The organism is Streptococcus hongkongensis, from assembly GCF_053206145.1.
Genome location: NZ_JBRUGD010000009.1, coordinates 41,656 through 57,988, shown reverse-complemented (window position 1 = coordinate 57,988; position 16,333 = coordinate 41,656). Strand labels below are relative to the sequence as shown.

The following is a 16,333-nucleotide window of genomic DNA, read 5'->3' as shown; positions in this document are numbered from 1 at the left end:
AATGAAGTGGTTCAAATTAATTGTAGGCAGTCTAGTCCTCATCCTACTGGATCAACTAAGTAAGTGGTGGATTGTCGAACATATTCCTCTTGGAGAAATAAAGGCACTAATTCCAGGAGTGATTAGTCTTACCTATTTACAAAATAGAGGTGCAGCTTTTTCAATACTTCAAGAGCAACATTGGTTTTTTATTCTTATGACTCTCCTTGTTGTTGGAGGTATTTTGTTCTATTACCATAAACAGTCCCAAATGATAGCAGTAAAACAAGTAGCATTAGTTTTAATTTTGTCTGGCGCACTTGGAAATTTTATTGACCGAATAAGACTTGGTTATGTTGTTGATATGATTCATACAGACTTTATGAATTTTGCTATTTTTAATGTTGCGGATTCCTATCTTTCAATAGGAGTTGTTCTACTCATGCTCATTCTATGGAAGGAAGATAAATGGAATTAATAATATCAAAAGCAGGCAGTCGTCTAGATAAGGCAATTGCAGATTTAACGGAACTATCACGTGGTCAGGCCAATGAAGCTATAAAAGAAGGTAATATTTTAGTTAATGGCCAAGCTGCTAAAGCTAAGTACGCTGTCAAAATAGGTGACGTCATTACTTATGAGATTCCAGAAGAAGAGGTTCTGGATTACCAAGCCGAGGATATTCCTCTAGAAGTCGTATATGAAGACGAAGATTTGGCAATAATTAATAAACCACAAGGAATGGTCGTCCACCCTTCGGCTGGTCACAGTTCTGGAACAATGGTTAATGCTTTGTTGTATCAAATCAAAGATTTATCGGGGATTAATGGCGTTGTCCGACCAGGGATTGTCCATCGTATTGACAAAGATACTTCAGGTTTATTGATGGTAGCAAAAAATGATGCTGCGCATCAGGCTTTGGCTGATGAATTGAAAGCAAAAAAATCTCTCAGAAAATATTTGGCTATTGTGCACGGCAATTTACCAAATGATCGTGGTGTCATTGAAGCGCCAATTGGTCGAAGTGAAAAAGATCGTAAAAAGCAAGCCGTAATCGCTAAAGGGAAAGAGGCAGTTACCAGATTTCAAGTTGTTGAGCGATTTGGTGACTATACCTTAGTTGAATTGACTTTGGAGACTGGTCGAACACACCAAATTAGGGTTCATATGGCTTATATCGGACATCCTGTTGCAGGAGATCCCTTATATGGGCCACGAAAAACGTTAACTGGAAATGGGCAATTTTTACATGCTCAAACTTTAGGGTTAACGCATCCTAGCACAGGTGAAGTAATGACATTTTCGGCTCAACCTCCAAAAGTATTTCAAACTGCAATAGAAAAACTGAGGAATCAGAACTAGTTTATCAATTTTAAAAAATTGTAAAATAGTATTGTTTTTCACGAGAGAATTTGCTATACTAGTAAAAATTTAATAATCCTTTAAAACGGTCCCGTGAGGCTGGCAAGGAGAAAAGATCAAGAAAAGTGTACGCCTGTATTGGGGTGTGCCATAATTTTGTAAGTCTCCTTGTATACAAGGAGACTTTTTTTATGACTTTGGAGGTTAACATGAAGCAAAAAGAAATTGTTGATGATGTGACGATGAAACGTGCCATCACACGGATAACTTATGAAATAATCGAGCGCAATAAAAACCTTGATAATATTGTATTAGTTGGTATCAAAACTAGAGGAGTCTATTTAGCAAGACGAATGCAAGAACGTCTCCAGCAATTAGAAGGGCTTGAAATTCCATTAGGAGAGCTTGATATTAAACCATTCAGAGATGATATTAAGGTAGAAGAAGATACGACAGTAATGCCAGTTGACATCACAGGAAAAGATATTATTTTAGTTGATGATGTTCTATATACAGGAAGAACAATACGTGCAGCTATTGATAATTTAGTTAGTCTTGGTCGACCAGGGAGAGTAAGTTTAGCTGTCTTGGTTGATAGAGGGCATCGTGAATTGCCTATTCGTGCTGACTATGTTGGAAAAAATATTCCAACAAGTAGTGTAGAGGATATTGTTGTAGAAGTTGTTGAAGTAGATGGTAACGACAGAGTTAGCATTGTAGATCCTTCATAAGAATAGGGAGAGAAAATGAAAGATATTAGTTATGATGTTGAAGAAGTACCAAAAGCAGGGATCTTGTTTGGGTTATCATTTCAACACTTATTTGCAATGTTTGGAGCAACAGTACTAGTACCAATTTTAGTTGGCATTGATCCTTCTGTTGCTTTATTATCAAGTGGACTTGGAACCTTAGCTCATCTATCAGTTACGAAATTTAAGATTCCTGCCTATATGGGTTCAAGTTTTGCTTATATTGCTGCAATGCAGATGTTGATGAAAACAGATGGGATTGGAGCTGTTGCACAAGGAGCAATCACTGGTGGACTTGTTTACTTTGCAGTCGCCTTAATTGTACGATCAGTTGGTAATGAATGGATTGATAAGATATTACCACCGGTTGTTGTAGGTCCAATTGTTATGGTTATTGGATTAAGTCTAGCTTCAACAGCTGTTAATAGTGTCATGTTAAAAGATGGAAAATATAGCATACTCTATTTACTGATTGGTATGGTAACCTTATTAGCAGTTATTTTCTTTAATATCTATGGTAAAGGTTTAGTGGCGATTATCCCAATCTTGTTAGGGCTACTAGTTGGTTATATTTTTGCAATAGTAGTTGGCCTGGTTACAGGTCAAGAAATCATTAGCTTTACTGCAGTTTCACAAGCCAAATGGCTTAGCATTCCATCGGTTTCACTTCCCTTCTTAAGTTATGGTTTCAAATTCTATCCAAGTGCTATATTAACAATGGCACCGATTGCTTTTGTAACAATGACAGAGCATTTTGGTCATGTCATGGTCTTGAATAGCTTAACAAATCGAGACTACTTTAAAGATCCAGGTCTAGATAAAACTCTTACAGGTGATGGCTTTGCTCAAATTATTGCAGGTTTCTTAGGTGCCCCTCCAGTAACATCATATGGTGAAAACATTGGTGTCATGGCCCTCAATAAAATTTTCTCAGTTTATGTTATCGCTGGTGCAGCGGTCATTGCTGCGCTACTTAGCTTTGTTGGTAAAATTTCTGCCCTCATTCAATCAATTCCTTCACCAGTAATTGGTGGGATATCCGTTGCTCTCTTTGGAGTTATTGCATCAAGTGGTTTAAAAATTCTAATTGAATCAAAAGTTGATATGGATAATAAAAAAAATCTTTTGATTGCAAGTGTTATCTTGGTATCTGGGATTGGTGGATTGATGCTTCAAGTACAAGGCTTACAAATTTCAGGAGTGGCCTTCTCAACTTTGCTTGGAATTATATTGTACAGAGTATTACCAGAAAAATAATCATCTAAAAATAGTCGCAACATAGTTTATTAAAGGGGGAAATCATGTCAGTAATCAATAATCAAATAGCACTTAACCATTTAGTTTCAATGGAATTACTCACTAATGATGAGGTCTTAGGTTTAATTACCCGTGGCTATCAGTATAAACTAGGTAAGGTTGAATTCAAAGATAATAGTCATCTCTTTGCGACAAATTTATTCTTTGAAAATTCTACCAGAACACATAAATCATTTGAGGTTGCGGAACGAAAAATGGGGCTCCCAGTAGTCGATTTTAACGTAGATACTAGTTCCGTTAATAAAGGTGAGACACTTTATGATACGGTTTTGACCATGAGTGCTTTGGGAGTTGATATTTGTGTCATCAGACACCCTGAAGTTGATTACTATAAAAAATTAATTGAGAGCCCAACGATCAGTACCTCAATTATTAATGGTGGCGATGGTTCTGGCCAACACCCTAGTCAGTGCTTACTTGATTTAATGACAATTTATGAAGAATTTGGGCGTTTCGATGGTCTTAAAGTGGCTATCGCAGGTGACTTGACACATTCTCGCGTGGCAAAATCAAATATGCAAATTCTGCAAAGGCTTGGCGCTCACGTTTACTTCTGTGGGCCAGAAAAGTGGTATTCCAGTGAATTTGAAGCCTATGGGACTTATAAAGATATAGATGAGATTATTGAAGACTTAGATGTTTTAATGTTACTTCGTGTACAACACGAACGCCATGATGGTACGGCTGGATTTTCCAAGAAAGAATATCATGAAAAATTTGGTTTGACAGAAGGCCGCTATGAGCGATTAAAAAATCAAGCAATTATTATGCATCCGGCTCCGGTTAATAGAGAAGTTGAAATTGCGGATAGTTTAGTTGAAGCTCCTAAAGCAAGAATAGTTGCTCAAATGGAAAACGGTGTTTATGTCAGAATGGCTATAATAGAAGCTATTTTGAATGGAAGAAATAACGCGTAATTAACATAGGAGGGCCTAATGACAAAAAGACTATTACTCTTAGAAGATGGAACTATTTTTGAAGGTTCTGCTATTGGCGCAGATATTGATGTGACTGGTGAAATAGTATTTAATACAGGAATGACAGGTTATCAAGAGTCAATTACTGACCAATCTTATAACGGGCAACTCTTGACCTTTACTTACCCTTTAATAGGTAATTATGGGGTAAACAGAGATGATTACGAAAGTATTGTTCCGACATGCAAGGGTGTCATTGTTTCTGAGATTAGTCGATGTGCAAGTAATTGGCGACAACAAATGACATTAGATGAATTTTTAAAAGCTAAAGGTATTCCCGGTATTGCTGGCATTGATACCCGTGCCCTGACTAAAATAATTCGTCGTTTCGGAACGATGAAAGCTACTTTAGCTGATGAGGGAGATTCACTTGACCATCTAAAAGATCAGTTAAAGGCAACAGTTTTACCTACAAATAATATTGAACAAGTTTCGACTAAGTCAGCTTATCTATCCTCTGGAATTGGAAGAAATATTGTTCTTGTCGATTTTGGATTGAAGCACTCGATTTTAAGAGAATTTGCTAAAAGACAATGTCATGTAACAGTAGTACCATTTGATGTAACAGCCGAAGAAATTTTAGCTTTAAACCCTGATGGGCTTATGTTATCAAATGGACCAGGAAACCCAGAGGATTTGCCTCAGGCACTTGAAATGATTAGAGGTGTTCAGGGAAAAGTTCCAATCTTTGGAATTTGTATGGGACACCAACTGTTTAGTTTAGCAAATGGTGCAAGAACCTATAAAATGACTTTTGGTCATCGTGGATTTAACCATGCCGTACGAGAAATAGCTACAGGACGAATTGATTTTACAAGTCAAAATCATGGTTATGCTGTTGAAAGAGATAGTTTACCAGAAGAGTTAATGATAACGCACGAAGAGATTAATGATGGCTCCCTTGAAGGTGTAAAACATCGTTATTATCCAGCCTTCTCAGTGCAATTTCATCCAGATGCAGCCCCAGGGCCGCATGATGCTTCCTACTTATTTGATACATTTTTAGAAATGATTGATGCTTTTCAGTTAGAAAAAAGCTAACTAATATTTAATTCTATCCAGAGAGATAGGAAATAGAAAGGAGTAGGAGAGGGGATTTCTGATTGTGGAGACTACTTTAGATGTCAAAAAATCATTATATGAGTTATTAATAGAAGAAAGTTAGAGAGTGAGACAAAAGTCAGTAATTTCGTAGAAATTTGATTTTGTCGTCCACCTCCGCAAAGTTGAGTAGGGCTATAGCAGTTGATTTTCAACGTATTAGAGCCCACTCAACTACTGCGTTACATACATAAATCTATATAAAGATTAGAGTCTGAGAATATTTTATCCAGCCTCTTATTTTAAGAAATGCTTCTATTTCCCCTCTCTATCTAAAATATGCCAAAACGTACTGATATTAACAAAATTATGGTGATTGGTTCAGGTCCAATTATCATTGGTCAAGCAGCAGAATTTGATTATGCGGGAACTCAAGCTTGCTTAGCTTTGAGAGAAGAAGGTTACCAAGTTATTTTAGTAAACTCAAATCCAGCTACAATTATGACTGACAAAGACATAGCTGACAAAGTGTATATCGAACCTATAACACTTGAATTTGTGAGTCGGATTATTCGCAAAGAACGGCCTGATGCCTTATTGCCAACACTAGGTGGGCAAACGGGCCTTAATATGGCCATGGAATTGTCACAATCAGGGATTTTGGATGAATTAGATATTGAATTATTAGGCACCAAATTATCAGCAATCGATCAAGCAGAAGATCGCGATTTATTTAAACAGTTAATGAAGGATTTGGAACAACCTATTCCTGAATCAGAAATAGTTCACACGGTTGAAGAAGCAATTGATTTTGCAAATCAGATTGGCTACCCTATCATTGTCAGACCTGCTTTTACCTTAGGTGGTACAGGTGGAGGGATGTGTTCTAATGAAGAACAATTGCGAGAAGTTGCTGAGAATGGTTTAAAGTTATCACCTGTTACCCAATGTTTAATTGAGCGCTCAATAGCTGGCTATAAAGAAATTGAATACGAAGTCATGCGTGATGCTGCAGATAATGCATTGGTTGTTTGTAATATGGAGAATTTTGATCCTGTGGGTATTCATACAGGCGACTCAATCGTCTTTGCTCCGACACAGACTTTGTCTGATGTGGAACATCAATTGTTGCGTGATGCTAGTCTAAAAATCATACGTGCCTTAAAAATTGAAGGTGGGTGTAATGTTCAATTGGCATTGGATCCACATTCTTATAACTATTATGTGATTGAAGTCAATCCTCGCGTCTCACGTTCGTCAGCATTAGCTTCAAAAGCGACTGGCTATCCAATTGCTAAGTTAGCAGCAAAAATTGCTGTTGGATTAACTCTTGATGAGATGATTAACCCTGTAACAGGGACAACTTATGCTATGTTTGAACCAGCTCTCGACTATGTGGTGGCTAAGATTCCTCGCTTTCCCTTTGATAAATTTGAACATGGCGATCGCCGTCTGGGAACACAGATGAAGGCAACAGGAGAAGTTATGGCAATTGGCCGCAATCTTGAAGAAGCACTCTTAAAAGCCTGTCGCTCACTGGAGATTGGGGTTTATCATAATGCTATGCCTGAATTAAGTCAAGTCAGTGATGAAGTGCTCTATGAAAAAATGGTGAAACCACAAGATGACCGTCTTTTCTATATTTCAGAAGCTATCCGACGAGGGATTTCGATTGAGGAAATTGCAGAGCTTACAAAAATTGACTTGTTCTTCCTAGATAAATTATTACATATCTTTGAAATTGAAACAGACCTAGCAGGTCAAAAAGGGGACCTTAACAGCTTAAAACTAGCCAAGAAATATGGCTTTTCTGATAGAATAATCGCTGATCTGTGGAACGATTCGCCAGAGGCGATTAGAAACTTACGACTGGCTCATCAGATTATACCTGTCTATAAAATGGTTGATACTTGTGCAGCTGAGTTTGCTTCTGAAACACCCTATTTTTACTCTAGTTATGAGTGGGAAAATGAATCCCATAAGTCGGAAAAGGAATCAGTTATTGTGCTTGGTTCGGGACCAATTCGTATTGGTCAAGGTGTTGAATTTGACTATGCGACAGTTCATTCCGTAAAGGCAATTCAAGAAGCGGGTTATGAAGCTATTATTATTAACTCAAATCCGGAAACTGTGTCAACTGATTTTTCGATATCTGATAAATTGTATTTTGAACCATTGACCTTTGAAGATGTTATGCATGTGATTGACCTTGAGAAGCCAAAGGGTGTTTTAGTTCAATTTGGTGGGCAAACGGCTATCAATTTGGCTGCTGATCTTGAACGAGCAGGAGTGACTATTTTAGGAACACAGGTTGACGATCTAGACCGAGCTGAAAATCGTGATTTATTTGAGAAAGTTTTAAGTCAGCTTGGGATTCCACAACCAACTGGGAAAACAGCAACAAATGAAGAAGAAGCTGTGCAAGTTGCAAAAACAATTGGTTTTCCAGTCTTAGTCCGTCCATCATATGTTTTAGGTGGTCGTGCAATGGAGATTGTTGATAATGAAGAAAACCTAAGAAATTATATGAGAACAGCTGTAAAAGCTAGTCCAGAATACCCTGTTTTAATTGACTCTTATATTGTTGGGAAAGAATGTGAAGTTGATGCAATCTCGGATGGAAAAGAAGTTCTACTACCAGGGATTATGGAACATATTGAACGTGCTGGTGTGCATTCAGGTGACTCTATGGCTGTATATCCGCCACAACATTTAAGTCAATCAGTCATTGACAAAATTGTTGATTATACCAAAAAGCTAGCAATCGGACTGAAATGTGTTGGAATGATGAATATTCAATTTGTTATTAAGAAAGAAACCGTGTATGTCATTGAAGTAAATCCTAGAGCCAGTCGAACTGTTCCGTTTTTATCAAAAGTGACAGGTATCCCGATGGCTAAGGTGGCTACTAAATTAATCTTAGGACAAACGTTAAATCAGCTAGGTTATCAAGAGGGATTGTATCCAGAAACGACAACTATTCACATTAAAGCTCCAGTCTTTTCTTTCAATAAATTGGCTAAAGTAGATAGTTTGTTAGGACCAGAAATGAAATCGACAGGAGAAGTCATGGGATCAGACCTAACAATTGAAAAAGCCTTATATAAAGCATTTGAAGCCAGTTATTCTCATATGAAAGATTATGGGACTATCGTCTTTACAATCAGTGATGAAGACAAAAATGAAGCATTACATTTAGCTGAAAAATTTAATAGTCTAGGCTACCACATTTTAGCAACAAGTGGCACTGCGGATTTCTTTTTTAAAGAAGGATTGCATGTTTCAAAAGTAGCCAAAGTAGGTCAGAGTCAAAAAGACATTACTAGTCTAATGAGACAAGGCAAGATTCAATGTGTTATCAATACGGTAGACAAACAAAGTCAAGCTGGCAGGGATGGTCAGATTATTCGAAGTACAGCTATTGAACAAGGTATTCCACTCTTTACTGCATTAGATACAGTCCAAGCAATGCTAAAAGTTTTAGACAGTCGAGGCTTTTCAGCATGTGCCATATGATTGCAAACCCAAAAAACCATTTCTATTTGAGAAATGGTTTTTATTACAGTTTTGTAAGGAATTTAAGCATCAATTTTTATTATAATAAGAGAGTGGGACAGACTCAAGAGTCTTTAATAGCTTGACAGGTTATTGAAATGATTATATACTTGTCTTATGAAAATAATACAAATAGGAGTTTCGTTATGTCTAGATCGAAAAAGACAAAAATGTCTAAAAAATTGCAGGTAATTATTTCAGGCGGAGTAATTGCTATCCTTATTATTACTGGTACTTTCTTATATTTTCAAAGTAAAACTAGTCATGAAAAATTAGCTTATTCTACAGCAAATGTAAAGGAAGGAAGTGTTAATTCATCGACACTGTTGTCTGGAACAGTAAAAGCTGAGTCAGAAGAATATGTTTATTACGACCCTTCAAGAGGGACTACAGCAGAAGTTACTGTTAAAGTGGGTGATAAAGTTACAAAGGGTCAACAACTTGTACAATATAATACAAGTACAACTCAGGCAGCCTATGATACAGCTGTTAGGAATCTAAATAAAGTTGGAAGGCAAATTAATTATTTAAGAACTTATGGTGTTCCTATGGTTCAAGCCGAAACATCCCAAGATTCAAGTTCTGGCGCTGTTCAAGGGAACAGTTCATCGTCTTCATCTAATGCCAGTTACAACCAACAGTTGCAAGATTTAAATGATGCCTACGCAAACGCACAAGCTGAAGTCAATAAAACTCAGGATGCATTAAATCAGACGGTGGTGGTGAGTAGCGTAGATGGTACAGTTGTTGAGGTTGACAATGATATTAATCCTGCATCAAAAGAAAGTCAAACGATTGTTCATGTTGCTTCTGAAGGTCAACTGCAGGTGAAGGGGAGCTTAACTGAATACGATTTGGCAAATATTAAACAAGATCAGGACGTTAAAATAAAATCAAAAGTCTATCCTGAAAAAGAATGGACTGGTAAAATTGCTTATATTTCCAATTATCCTAGTCAATCGAATCAAGGTACATCTGGATCTGGAAAAACTTCAACTTCAAATGCTTCAAATTATGAATTTAAAGCTAATATCACTAGTCCACTTGAAAACTTGAAACAAGGATTTTCAGTGTCAGTAGAAGTGGTCAATAATTCTAAACACTTATTAGTACCTGTCTCAGCAATTGTTAGTGAAGGAAAAAAATCTTATATTTGGCTTTATGATAATACAACATCCAAAGTTAAAAAAAGAGAAGTGACTTTGGGAAATGCTGATGGGAAGCACCAGGAAGTCCTGACTGGTATTAAAGCTGGACAACTAGTTATTACGAATCCAGATAAACAGATAAAAGAAAACCAAAAATTAGACAATGTTGACACTGGTTCAGATAAGGGAGCTGAGGTGACAAAATAGTGACTGAAGAAAAAAACATATTAATTCAGTTGAAGGATATTGTAAAAAGTTATAAAAACGGTGATCAAGAATTGCAGGTTCTTAAAGGGATAAACTTAACAGTATCTGAAGGCGAATTTCTTGCTATAATGGGTCCTTCTGGGTCTGGGAAATCAACTTTGATGAATATTATTGGATTGTTGGATCGACCAACAAAAGGGGATTATCAATTAAATGGAACTGCTGTTGAAAAGTTAAATGATCGTAGGTTAGCTCAGGTTAGAAATGAAGAAATTGGTTTTGTATTTCAACAATTTTTTCTATTATCTAAATTAACAGCCTTACAAAATGTAGAACTTCCTTTAATTTATGCTGGAGTTGGATTATCAAAACGTAAAGAATTAGCAAAGCAATTTTTGGATAAAGTTGAATTATCTAGTCGCATGAAACATTTACCTTCTGAATTATCAGGAGGTCAAAAGCAAAGAGTTGCTATAGCCAGAGCATTAGTAAATAGCCCATCGATTATTTTAGCTGACGAACCAACTGGAGCATTAGATACTAAAACGGGTGAGCAAATTATGACCTTACTAACAGAGTTAAACAAGGAAGGTAAAACCATTATTATGGTTACACATGAACCGGATATAGCTGATTTTGCAACTCGTAAAATTGTTATCAGAGATGGCGAAATCACAGCTGATACTACAGAAAGCGTCCGTATTGAATAGGAGGAACAAATGGAAAACTGGAAATTTGCTCTTAGTTCAATCTGGGGGCACAAACTTAGGTCACTTTTAACAATGCTAGGTATTATTATCGGAGTATCAGCTGTTGTTATTATTATGGGACTTGGAAATGCTATGAAAAAAAGTGTGACCGATTCTTTTTCAAATAAAGAAAAAGAAGTTCAAATTTATTTTAAATCGAATGCTGATGTAGACGATCCTTATGCCGTTTATAATATTAAAGAAAATACTGAAGATGTAAAAACAGAATGGCTAGAGCAAGTTGTGCGAGATGTCGATGGCGTTGATTCATATTATGTTATGAATAATACAACATCTACGATTTCTTATAATAAGAAAAAAATGAAGAATGTCAATATTACTGGTGCCAGTAAAGATTATTTCAACATCAAGAAGTATCACATTCAAGCAGGGCGAACACTGAATGATAATGACTATAAAAATTTTTCACGTATTATATTAATTGATACGGCCTTATCAGATGAGTTATTCGGTAAGGGGAATTATAAAGATGCTATTAATAAGGTTGTTAGCATTGAATCAAAGGACTACTTAGTTGTAGGTGTTTACAAAACGGATATGCAAACTGTTTCAATGTCAGGTATGACAACTGGCGGAGCAGTAATGGCAAATACACAAGTTGCATCAGAGTTCAATGTTAATGAAGTTGGAACTATCCATATTCATGTCTCTGATATCCAAAGAAGTATTATCATTGGTCGCCAAGCTGCAAAAATGTTAACGCGTTTATCTCATGTGAAAAATGGCAAATATACAATTCCAGATACCAGTCAGATTGTTAAAAAAATCGATCAACAATTTGGTATAATGACTACCGTAATAGGTTCTATTGCAGGCATTTCACTATTGGTTGGGGGAATAGGTGTTATGAATATTATGCTTGTTTCTGTGACTGAAAGAACTAGAGAAATTGGACTTCGTAAGGCTTTGGGGGCAACACGGATGAAGGTTCTTACACAATTTTTAATTGAATCAATTGTTCTGACGATTTTAGGTGGGATGATTGGTTTAATACTTGCTTATATTACAGTTGGTGGACTGGGAAATGCTATGCATCTAAAAAATGCCTCAGTATCACTTAATGTTGCAGTTATTGCTATAGTTTTCTCAGCTACAATTGGAATTATCTTTGGTTTACTTCCTGCAAATAAAGCAAGTAAATTAAACCCAATTGAGGCCTTACGTTATGAATAAATTTGGCATTAGCCATAGTTGTTAAAGAAAATTTTTCGGATTATTGGAACAGTTTCTATTATTTTGTCAATTGTCTTTTTTTCTGATTGACAAACTTGAGGCTATTAATAATCCCAAAGCCTTATCAGAACTAATAAAATATCAAGTTATTATAGGGGCAATATTATTCTTATAGCTATTTTTGGATTTATGGTGGAGGCTTTTTAATTCATTTATTTTCTTAGCGAGCTATTTTATACGGAGAAAATCTTTATCAAAACTGTCAAGAAAAAAACTTGACAGAATGAATGCCTTAAGATATACTAAGTAGAGTAAGAAGTGCAAAGAGTTCTTCTTGTAAATATAAAAAGAAAAAAGAAAAGAGACTTAATAAAATGGCAGTAAAAATCCGTTTAACTCGTATGGGTTCTAAGAAAAAACCTTTCTACCGTATCAATGTTGCAGATTCACGTGCACCACGTGATGGACGCTTTATCGAAACTGTTGGAACATACAATCCATTAGTTGCTGAAAATCAAGTAACACTTAAAGAAGATCGTATTCTTGACTGGATGTCAAAAGGCGCACAACCTTCTGATACTGTACGCAATATTCTTTCAAAAGCTGGAGTTATGACTAAATTCCACGAGCAAAAATTCTCAAAATAATAAAAGCCTATGGATACCATTGAAAATCTTATTATCGCCATTGTGAAACCTTTGATTTCACATCCAGACAATCTTACCATCAAAATTGAAGATACACCAGAATTTTTGGAGTATCATCTTGACTTGGATGCTCAAGACATCGGTCGTGTAATCGGGAAAAAAGGTCGTACCATTACTGCGATAAGATCGATTGTTTATTCGGTTCCAACACAAGGTAAGAAAGTTAGACTAGTTATTGACGAAAAATAATGTCTAACTCTATTTTAGAATAGCAAAAGAGGTAATGGCAATTGTCTAACCTCAAATAAAAATGAACAAGATAGTATTCTCTCATTACGAATGCTATCTTGTTTTTTCTTATCATTTTTTTATAACTTGAACGAATCATACCATAATGAATGTCTGAATTGGCTATCACATTATTGTCAAATCAACTATTAATACCTCAAATTTAAATGACTATCTTCAAGTATTTTTATTTATAAGTCATTTAAGACAGGAAGTTGCTAATAATCTATAGTATAATAAGTAAGAATGAGAGAAAATGTTGGGGTACATATGATTATTATTGACACTGATGGAAAAAATCTTTCAGTATTGAAAGAAACCTTATCTGATGATTTTAAGAAAATTAAACGAACAATCATATTGAGCGATAACGGTTTTTTAGAAGACGAAACTGAATCATTGATGATGTTAATTGCTGGAATTGATCACCATCAAAAACAAGCATCTATTTACTATAATCGTTTGAAATTGCCAGATTTCTGGGAAGTTACTTTAGAAGGTGGTCTTCAGGGAAGAATTACCTTCTGGGGGCAAAAAAAAGCAATCATTGATTTTAGTGATCCGATTGAAAACAGAATGGTTCATACGATTACTTGGCTAACTGACACAGGTGATATTTCTTATAAGGAAACCTATAACCAATTTGGCTTTCTTTATTCGAAAGAGTATTATGAAGATAATCAAGCTTTGGCGACCTTTTATTATGATAAAGAAGGAAAAGAGTTTGCACAGACTATCCCAGGTGGCAAGGGAATTATCATTGGTGATCAATCCCAACTTGCAGGATTTTACCCTTCAAGGTTGTCTTTATTAAGGACTTATCTGCAATTGGAAGGTAATAGTGATAAGGTCATAACTGTTGATGATAGTTTGCTGAGTGATAGCGAAGAACAAATGGATTTCTTAAATTGTGGTGAAGGAAAACGATTTGATTATTTGATAAACGAAGAAAATAAACTTGGTAAGATTATTGATTTCAGTCATACCAGTCAGGCGCAATCAGAATCCTACGTAAAAGTTTTTAGCCCCCAAACTAATACAAGAATAGATAAGTCGCTATTTATTTTATCTGCCAGTGATTGTCTGGAGATGATTGATCAATTAATACTACATTTACCTGATTACCACTTTAGAATAGGTGCAAGAACAGAAGTGTCGGATAAATTTTTAGGCTTAGGTCGGTATGATAATGTCACTGTGTTTGCAGAAATGACACAAGAAGAGGTTGAAAAAAATTTAGAGCAGACACATGTGTATTTAGATGTCAACCATCTTTACGAAGTAGATCACATAATTTCTAGAGCCATTCTGAAAGACATTCCTATTTTATCTTTCAAAGTAACAGCTCACCATCCACATTATTATTATCCAGGAAGTATATTTGAGTCTCATCAAATGCATGAGTTGATTACTTATATAAAATCTGTAACAAGTAATAAAGAGTTATCTGATATGATTAGTGCTTTTCAAAAGTCACAAATACCTTTTTGTTATGTAAGCAAAGATAAAGCAGTAGCTTATTTGGGAGATAGCAATGACGATATATAATTTTAATTTATTGGTAGGTTATCTACCGTCCGGTGTTGACTATGCTCAGGGGTATCGCGCAAAATTATTTAGAGATCTTCATCAAGAGAGTTATTTTATTTTTACAGAGGCTCCGGAATGGGAATATATCAAATTTTACCTAGAAGATGTTGGCTTGAAAGAAGAGGAGCTGAAATCACTGCATCTATCTTATCTAGATGATGTTAGTTTAATTCCCCAACTCAGTTTTGATGAGGTCAAGGCCTTTTATCCCGAGATTATGGATGACCAACAGTTTGAGTGGGTAAATGATGTCAAAGCTTATACTAATATTGGCAATAACCACTATGGAATCAATTTTTCTTTTAAAAATCCTAGTTCGGATATTGTTAGTTCAGTTGCCATTTTTCTTGATGGCAATCTAATTAGACGTGACTTTTATACGAATCGAAAATTATTTAGTAAATACTATCATCCTAAATTAATTAATAATACCTTATCTGCCTCAACTTATAAAGTTAATTTTTATAATCGAGAAGGTCAGATTGTCTTTGAAGAAAACTTGGCCAGTGAGAATCCCTACTATATTTTTGCCAATCAAACCAAACGTTTAACGAAGTTTGATTTAGTAGAGGAGTTTGTCACTAATCTTAAGTTATCAAAACATGACACGTTAATAATGGATCGTAGTGCAGATATGTCTTTTGCGCAAGTTCTAATGAAGCATAAGGGACCAGCAAAATTAGTAGCTATGATTCATTCTGAACATTTTTTTCCTAAGAATTATGATCCAAGTTATCTCTACCTTAACTATGAGTACTATTACATTATTAGAAATGCGCACTTAATTGATTATTTTGTTACGTCCACTGAACTTCAAAAGATAAATTTTGCTGAAACAGTCATTAATGAAACTGGGGTGACCCCAACCATTAAAGTTATTCCAGTCGGAAGTGTTGAAATAAAAGAGTCACTGAATCGTCAGCGTCAGCCTTTTTCTATGATGACTGCATCACGTTTATACTTAGGTAAGCGAGTGGACTTGCTGGTCAGCGCAGCGATTTTAGCAAAAAAAGAAATTCCTCAGTTAGAGTTTAGTATTTATGGTCGGGGTCATGAGGAGGCAAGGTTAGAAAGAATGATTACAGAACAAAAAGCCCAAGATTATATTTTCTTAAAAGGTCATCTTGATTTAAACAAAATTTACCCACAATATGAGCTTTATGTTTCTGCCTCTCCTAGAGAAAGTTTTGGGTTAAGTTTATTAGAAGCGATTTCGCATGGGTTAGCGATGATTGGCTTAAATGTCCCCTATGGCAACCCAACCTTTATTGAAAATGGCGCTAATGGCTATTTAGTTGATTATGATCATCTTGGAGACCAACAAGTTACTATCGAAGCATTGGCGGAAAAAATGATTAGCTATTTTAAATTGACCGAAATCGAACGGCAATCTTTTAATGATAAGTCATCTGAAATTGCCAAACGTTTTACAAAAGATAAAGTGAAGGCAGCTTGGCTAAATTTGTTGCAGGTTACAAAGTGAGGTAAGGGGAACTTTCTCTGATATAATGCAAATTCTGCTATATCATG

The 16,333-nt window shown here is 35.6% G+C and carries 14 protein-coding genes; all 14 read left to right on the top strand.

The annotated features are described in order from the left end of the window. The first annotated feature begins 1 nt into the window (after nt 1). The 14 genes from lspA to ACVRZD_RS06895 all read left to right on the top strand — a co-directional run bounded on the left by lspA (nt 2) and on the right by ACVRZD_RS06895 (nt 16,286). A complete protein-coding gene (lspA, locus tag ACVRZD_RS06960; RefSeq protein ID WP_037625793.1) occupies nt 2-457 on the top strand; it encodes a signal peptidase II in 456 nt (151 codons plus the stop codon). Continuing rightward, on the top strand, nt 448-1,341 hold the full coding sequence (locus ACVRZD_RS06955; protein WP_037625791.1) for an RluA family pseudouridine synthase: 894 nt from the start codon (nt 448-450) through the stop codon (nt 1,339-1,341). Before lspA ends, ACVRZD_RS06955 begins: the two co-directional genes overlap by 10 nt. A 209-nt stretch (nt 1,342-1,550) precedes the next feature. Further along, entirely contained in the window at nt 1,551-2,072 is a 522-nt protein-coding gene (pyrR, locus tag ACVRZD_RS06950; RefSeq protein WP_037625857.1) for a bifunctional pyr operon transcriptional regulator/uracil phosphoribosyltransferase PyrR, read from the top strand. Nucleotides 2,073-2,087: 15 nt separating this feature from the next. Next, nucleotides 2,088-3,347, top strand: coding sequence for a uracil-xanthine permease family protein (locus ACVRZD_RS06945; protein WP_037625788.1), 1,260 nt, complete (start codon nt 2,088-2,090; stop codon nt 3,345-3,347). 44 nt (nt 3,348-3,391) lie between these two features. Then, nucleotides 3,392-4,324, top strand: coding sequence for an aspartate carbamoyltransferase catalytic subunit (locus tag ACVRZD_RS06940; RefSeq protein ID WP_037625787.1), 933 nt, complete (start codon nt 3,392-3,394; stop codon nt 4,322-4,324). Nucleotides 4,325-4,342: 18 nt separating this feature from the next. Then, nucleotides 4,343-5,425: a carbamoyl phosphate synthase small subunit gene (locus ACVRZD_RS06935; protein WP_037625785.1), complete on the top strand. Its 1,083-nt coding sequence runs from the start codon at nt 4,343-4,345 to the stop codon at nt 5,423-5,425. Between the two features lie 339 nt (nt 5,426-5,764). Beyond that, complete coding sequence (carB, locus tag ACVRZD_RS06930; protein WP_037625783.1) at nt 5,765-8,941, top strand: carbamoyl-phosphate synthase large subunit; 3,177 nt, start codon at nt 5,765-5,767, stop codon at nt 8,939-8,941. A gap of 185 nt (nt 8,942-9,126) precedes the next feature. Continuing rightward, nucleotides 9,127-10,335, top strand: coding sequence for an efflux RND transporter periplasmic adaptor subunit (locus ACVRZD_RS06925; RefSeq protein WP_037625781.1), 1,209 nt, complete (start codon nt 9,127-9,129; stop codon nt 10,333-10,335). Continuing rightward, complete coding sequence (locus ACVRZD_RS06920) at nt 10,335-11,045, top strand: ABC transporter ATP-binding protein (RefSeq protein ID WP_037625780.1); 711 nt, start codon at nt 10,335-10,337, stop codon at nt 11,043-11,045. Before ACVRZD_RS06925 ends, ACVRZD_RS06920 begins: the two co-directional genes overlap by 1 nt. Before the next feature lie 9 nt (nt 11,046-11,054). Then, complete coding sequence (locus tag ACVRZD_RS06915; protein ID WP_037625778.1) at nt 11,055-12,278, top strand: ABC transporter permease; 1,224 nt, start codon at nt 11,055-11,057, stop codon at nt 12,276-12,278. Between the two features lie 374 nt (nt 12,279-12,652). Continuing rightward, nucleotides 12,653-12,925, top strand: coding sequence for a 30S ribosomal protein S16 (gene rpsP, locus ACVRZD_RS06910; RefSeq protein ID WP_037625776.1), 273 nt, complete (start codon nt 12,653-12,655; stop codon nt 12,923-12,925). 9 nt (nt 12,926-12,934) lie between these two features. Next, nucleotides 12,935-13,174 (top strand): KH domain-containing protein, encoded by a 240-nt coding sequence (locus ACVRZD_RS06905; protein ID WP_003104111.1) that lies wholly within the window; start codon nt 12,935-12,937, stop codon nt 13,172-13,174. 309 nt (nt 13,175-13,483) lie between these two features. Then, on the top strand, nt 13,484-14,761 hold the full coding sequence (locus tag ACVRZD_RS06900) for a glycosyl transferase family 8 (protein ID WP_447450381.1): 1,278 nt from the start codon (nt 13,484-13,486) through the stop codon (nt 14,759-14,761). Continuing rightward, a complete protein-coding gene (locus tag ACVRZD_RS06895) occupies nt 14,748-16,286 on the top strand; it encodes a glycosyltransferase (RefSeq protein WP_037625769.1) in 1,539 nt (512 codons plus the stop codon). Before ACVRZD_RS06900 ends, ACVRZD_RS06895 begins: the two co-directional genes overlap by 14 nt. Nucleotides 16,287-16,333 lie beyond the last annotated feature (47 nt).

Excerpts from the sequence above, each read along its gene's own strand:
- lspA (WP_037625793.1), top strand. The coding sequence starts at position 2 with ATGAAGTGGTTCAAATTAATTGTAGGCAGTCTAGTCCTCATCCTACTG.
- ACVRZD_RS06955 (WP_037625791.1), top strand. The coding sequence starts at position 448 with ATGGAATTAATAATATCAAAAGCAGGCAGTCGTCTAGATAAGGCAATT.
- pyrR (WP_037625857.1), top strand. The coding sequence starts at position 1,551 with ATGAAGCAAAAAGAAATTGTTGATGATGTGACGATGAAACGTGCCATC.
- ACVRZD_RS06945 (WP_037625788.1), top strand. The coding sequence starts at position 2,088 with ATGAAAGATATTAGTTATGATGTTGAAGAAGTACCAAAAGCAGGGATC.
- ACVRZD_RS06940 (WP_037625787.1), top strand. The coding sequence starts at position 3,392 with ATGTCAGTAATCAATAATCAAATAGCACTTAACCATTTAGTTTCAATG.
- ACVRZD_RS06935 (WP_037625785.1), top strand. The coding sequence starts at position 4,343 with ATGACAAAAAGACTATTACTCTTAGAAGATGGAACTATTTTTGAAGGT.
- carB (WP_037625783.1), top strand. The coding sequence starts at position 5,765 with ATGCCAAAACGTACTGATATTAACAAAATTATGGTGATTGGTTCAGGT.
- ACVRZD_RS06925 (WP_037625781.1), top strand. The coding sequence starts at position 9,127 with ATGTCTAGATCGAAAAAGACAAAAATGTCTAAAAAATTGCAGGTAATT.
- ACVRZD_RS06915 (WP_037625778.1), top strand. The coding sequence starts at position 11,055 with ATGGAAAACTGGAAATTTGCTCTTAGTTCAATCTGGGGGCACAAACTT.
- rpsP (WP_037625776.1), top strand. The coding sequence starts at position 12,653 with ATGGCAGTAAAAATCCGTTTAACTCGTATGGGTTCTAAGAAAAAACCT.
- ACVRZD_RS06905 (WP_003104111.1), top strand. The coding sequence starts at position 12,935 with ATGGATACCATTGAAAATCTTATTATCGCCATTGTGAAACCTTTGATT.
- ACVRZD_RS06900 (WP_447450381.1), top strand. The coding sequence starts at position 13,484 with ATGATTATTATTGACACTGATGGAAAAAATCTTTCAGTATTGAAAGAA.
- ACVRZD_RS06895 (WP_037625769.1), top strand. The coding sequence starts at position 14,748 with ATGACGATATATAATTTTAATTTATTGGTAGGTTATCTACCGTCCGGT.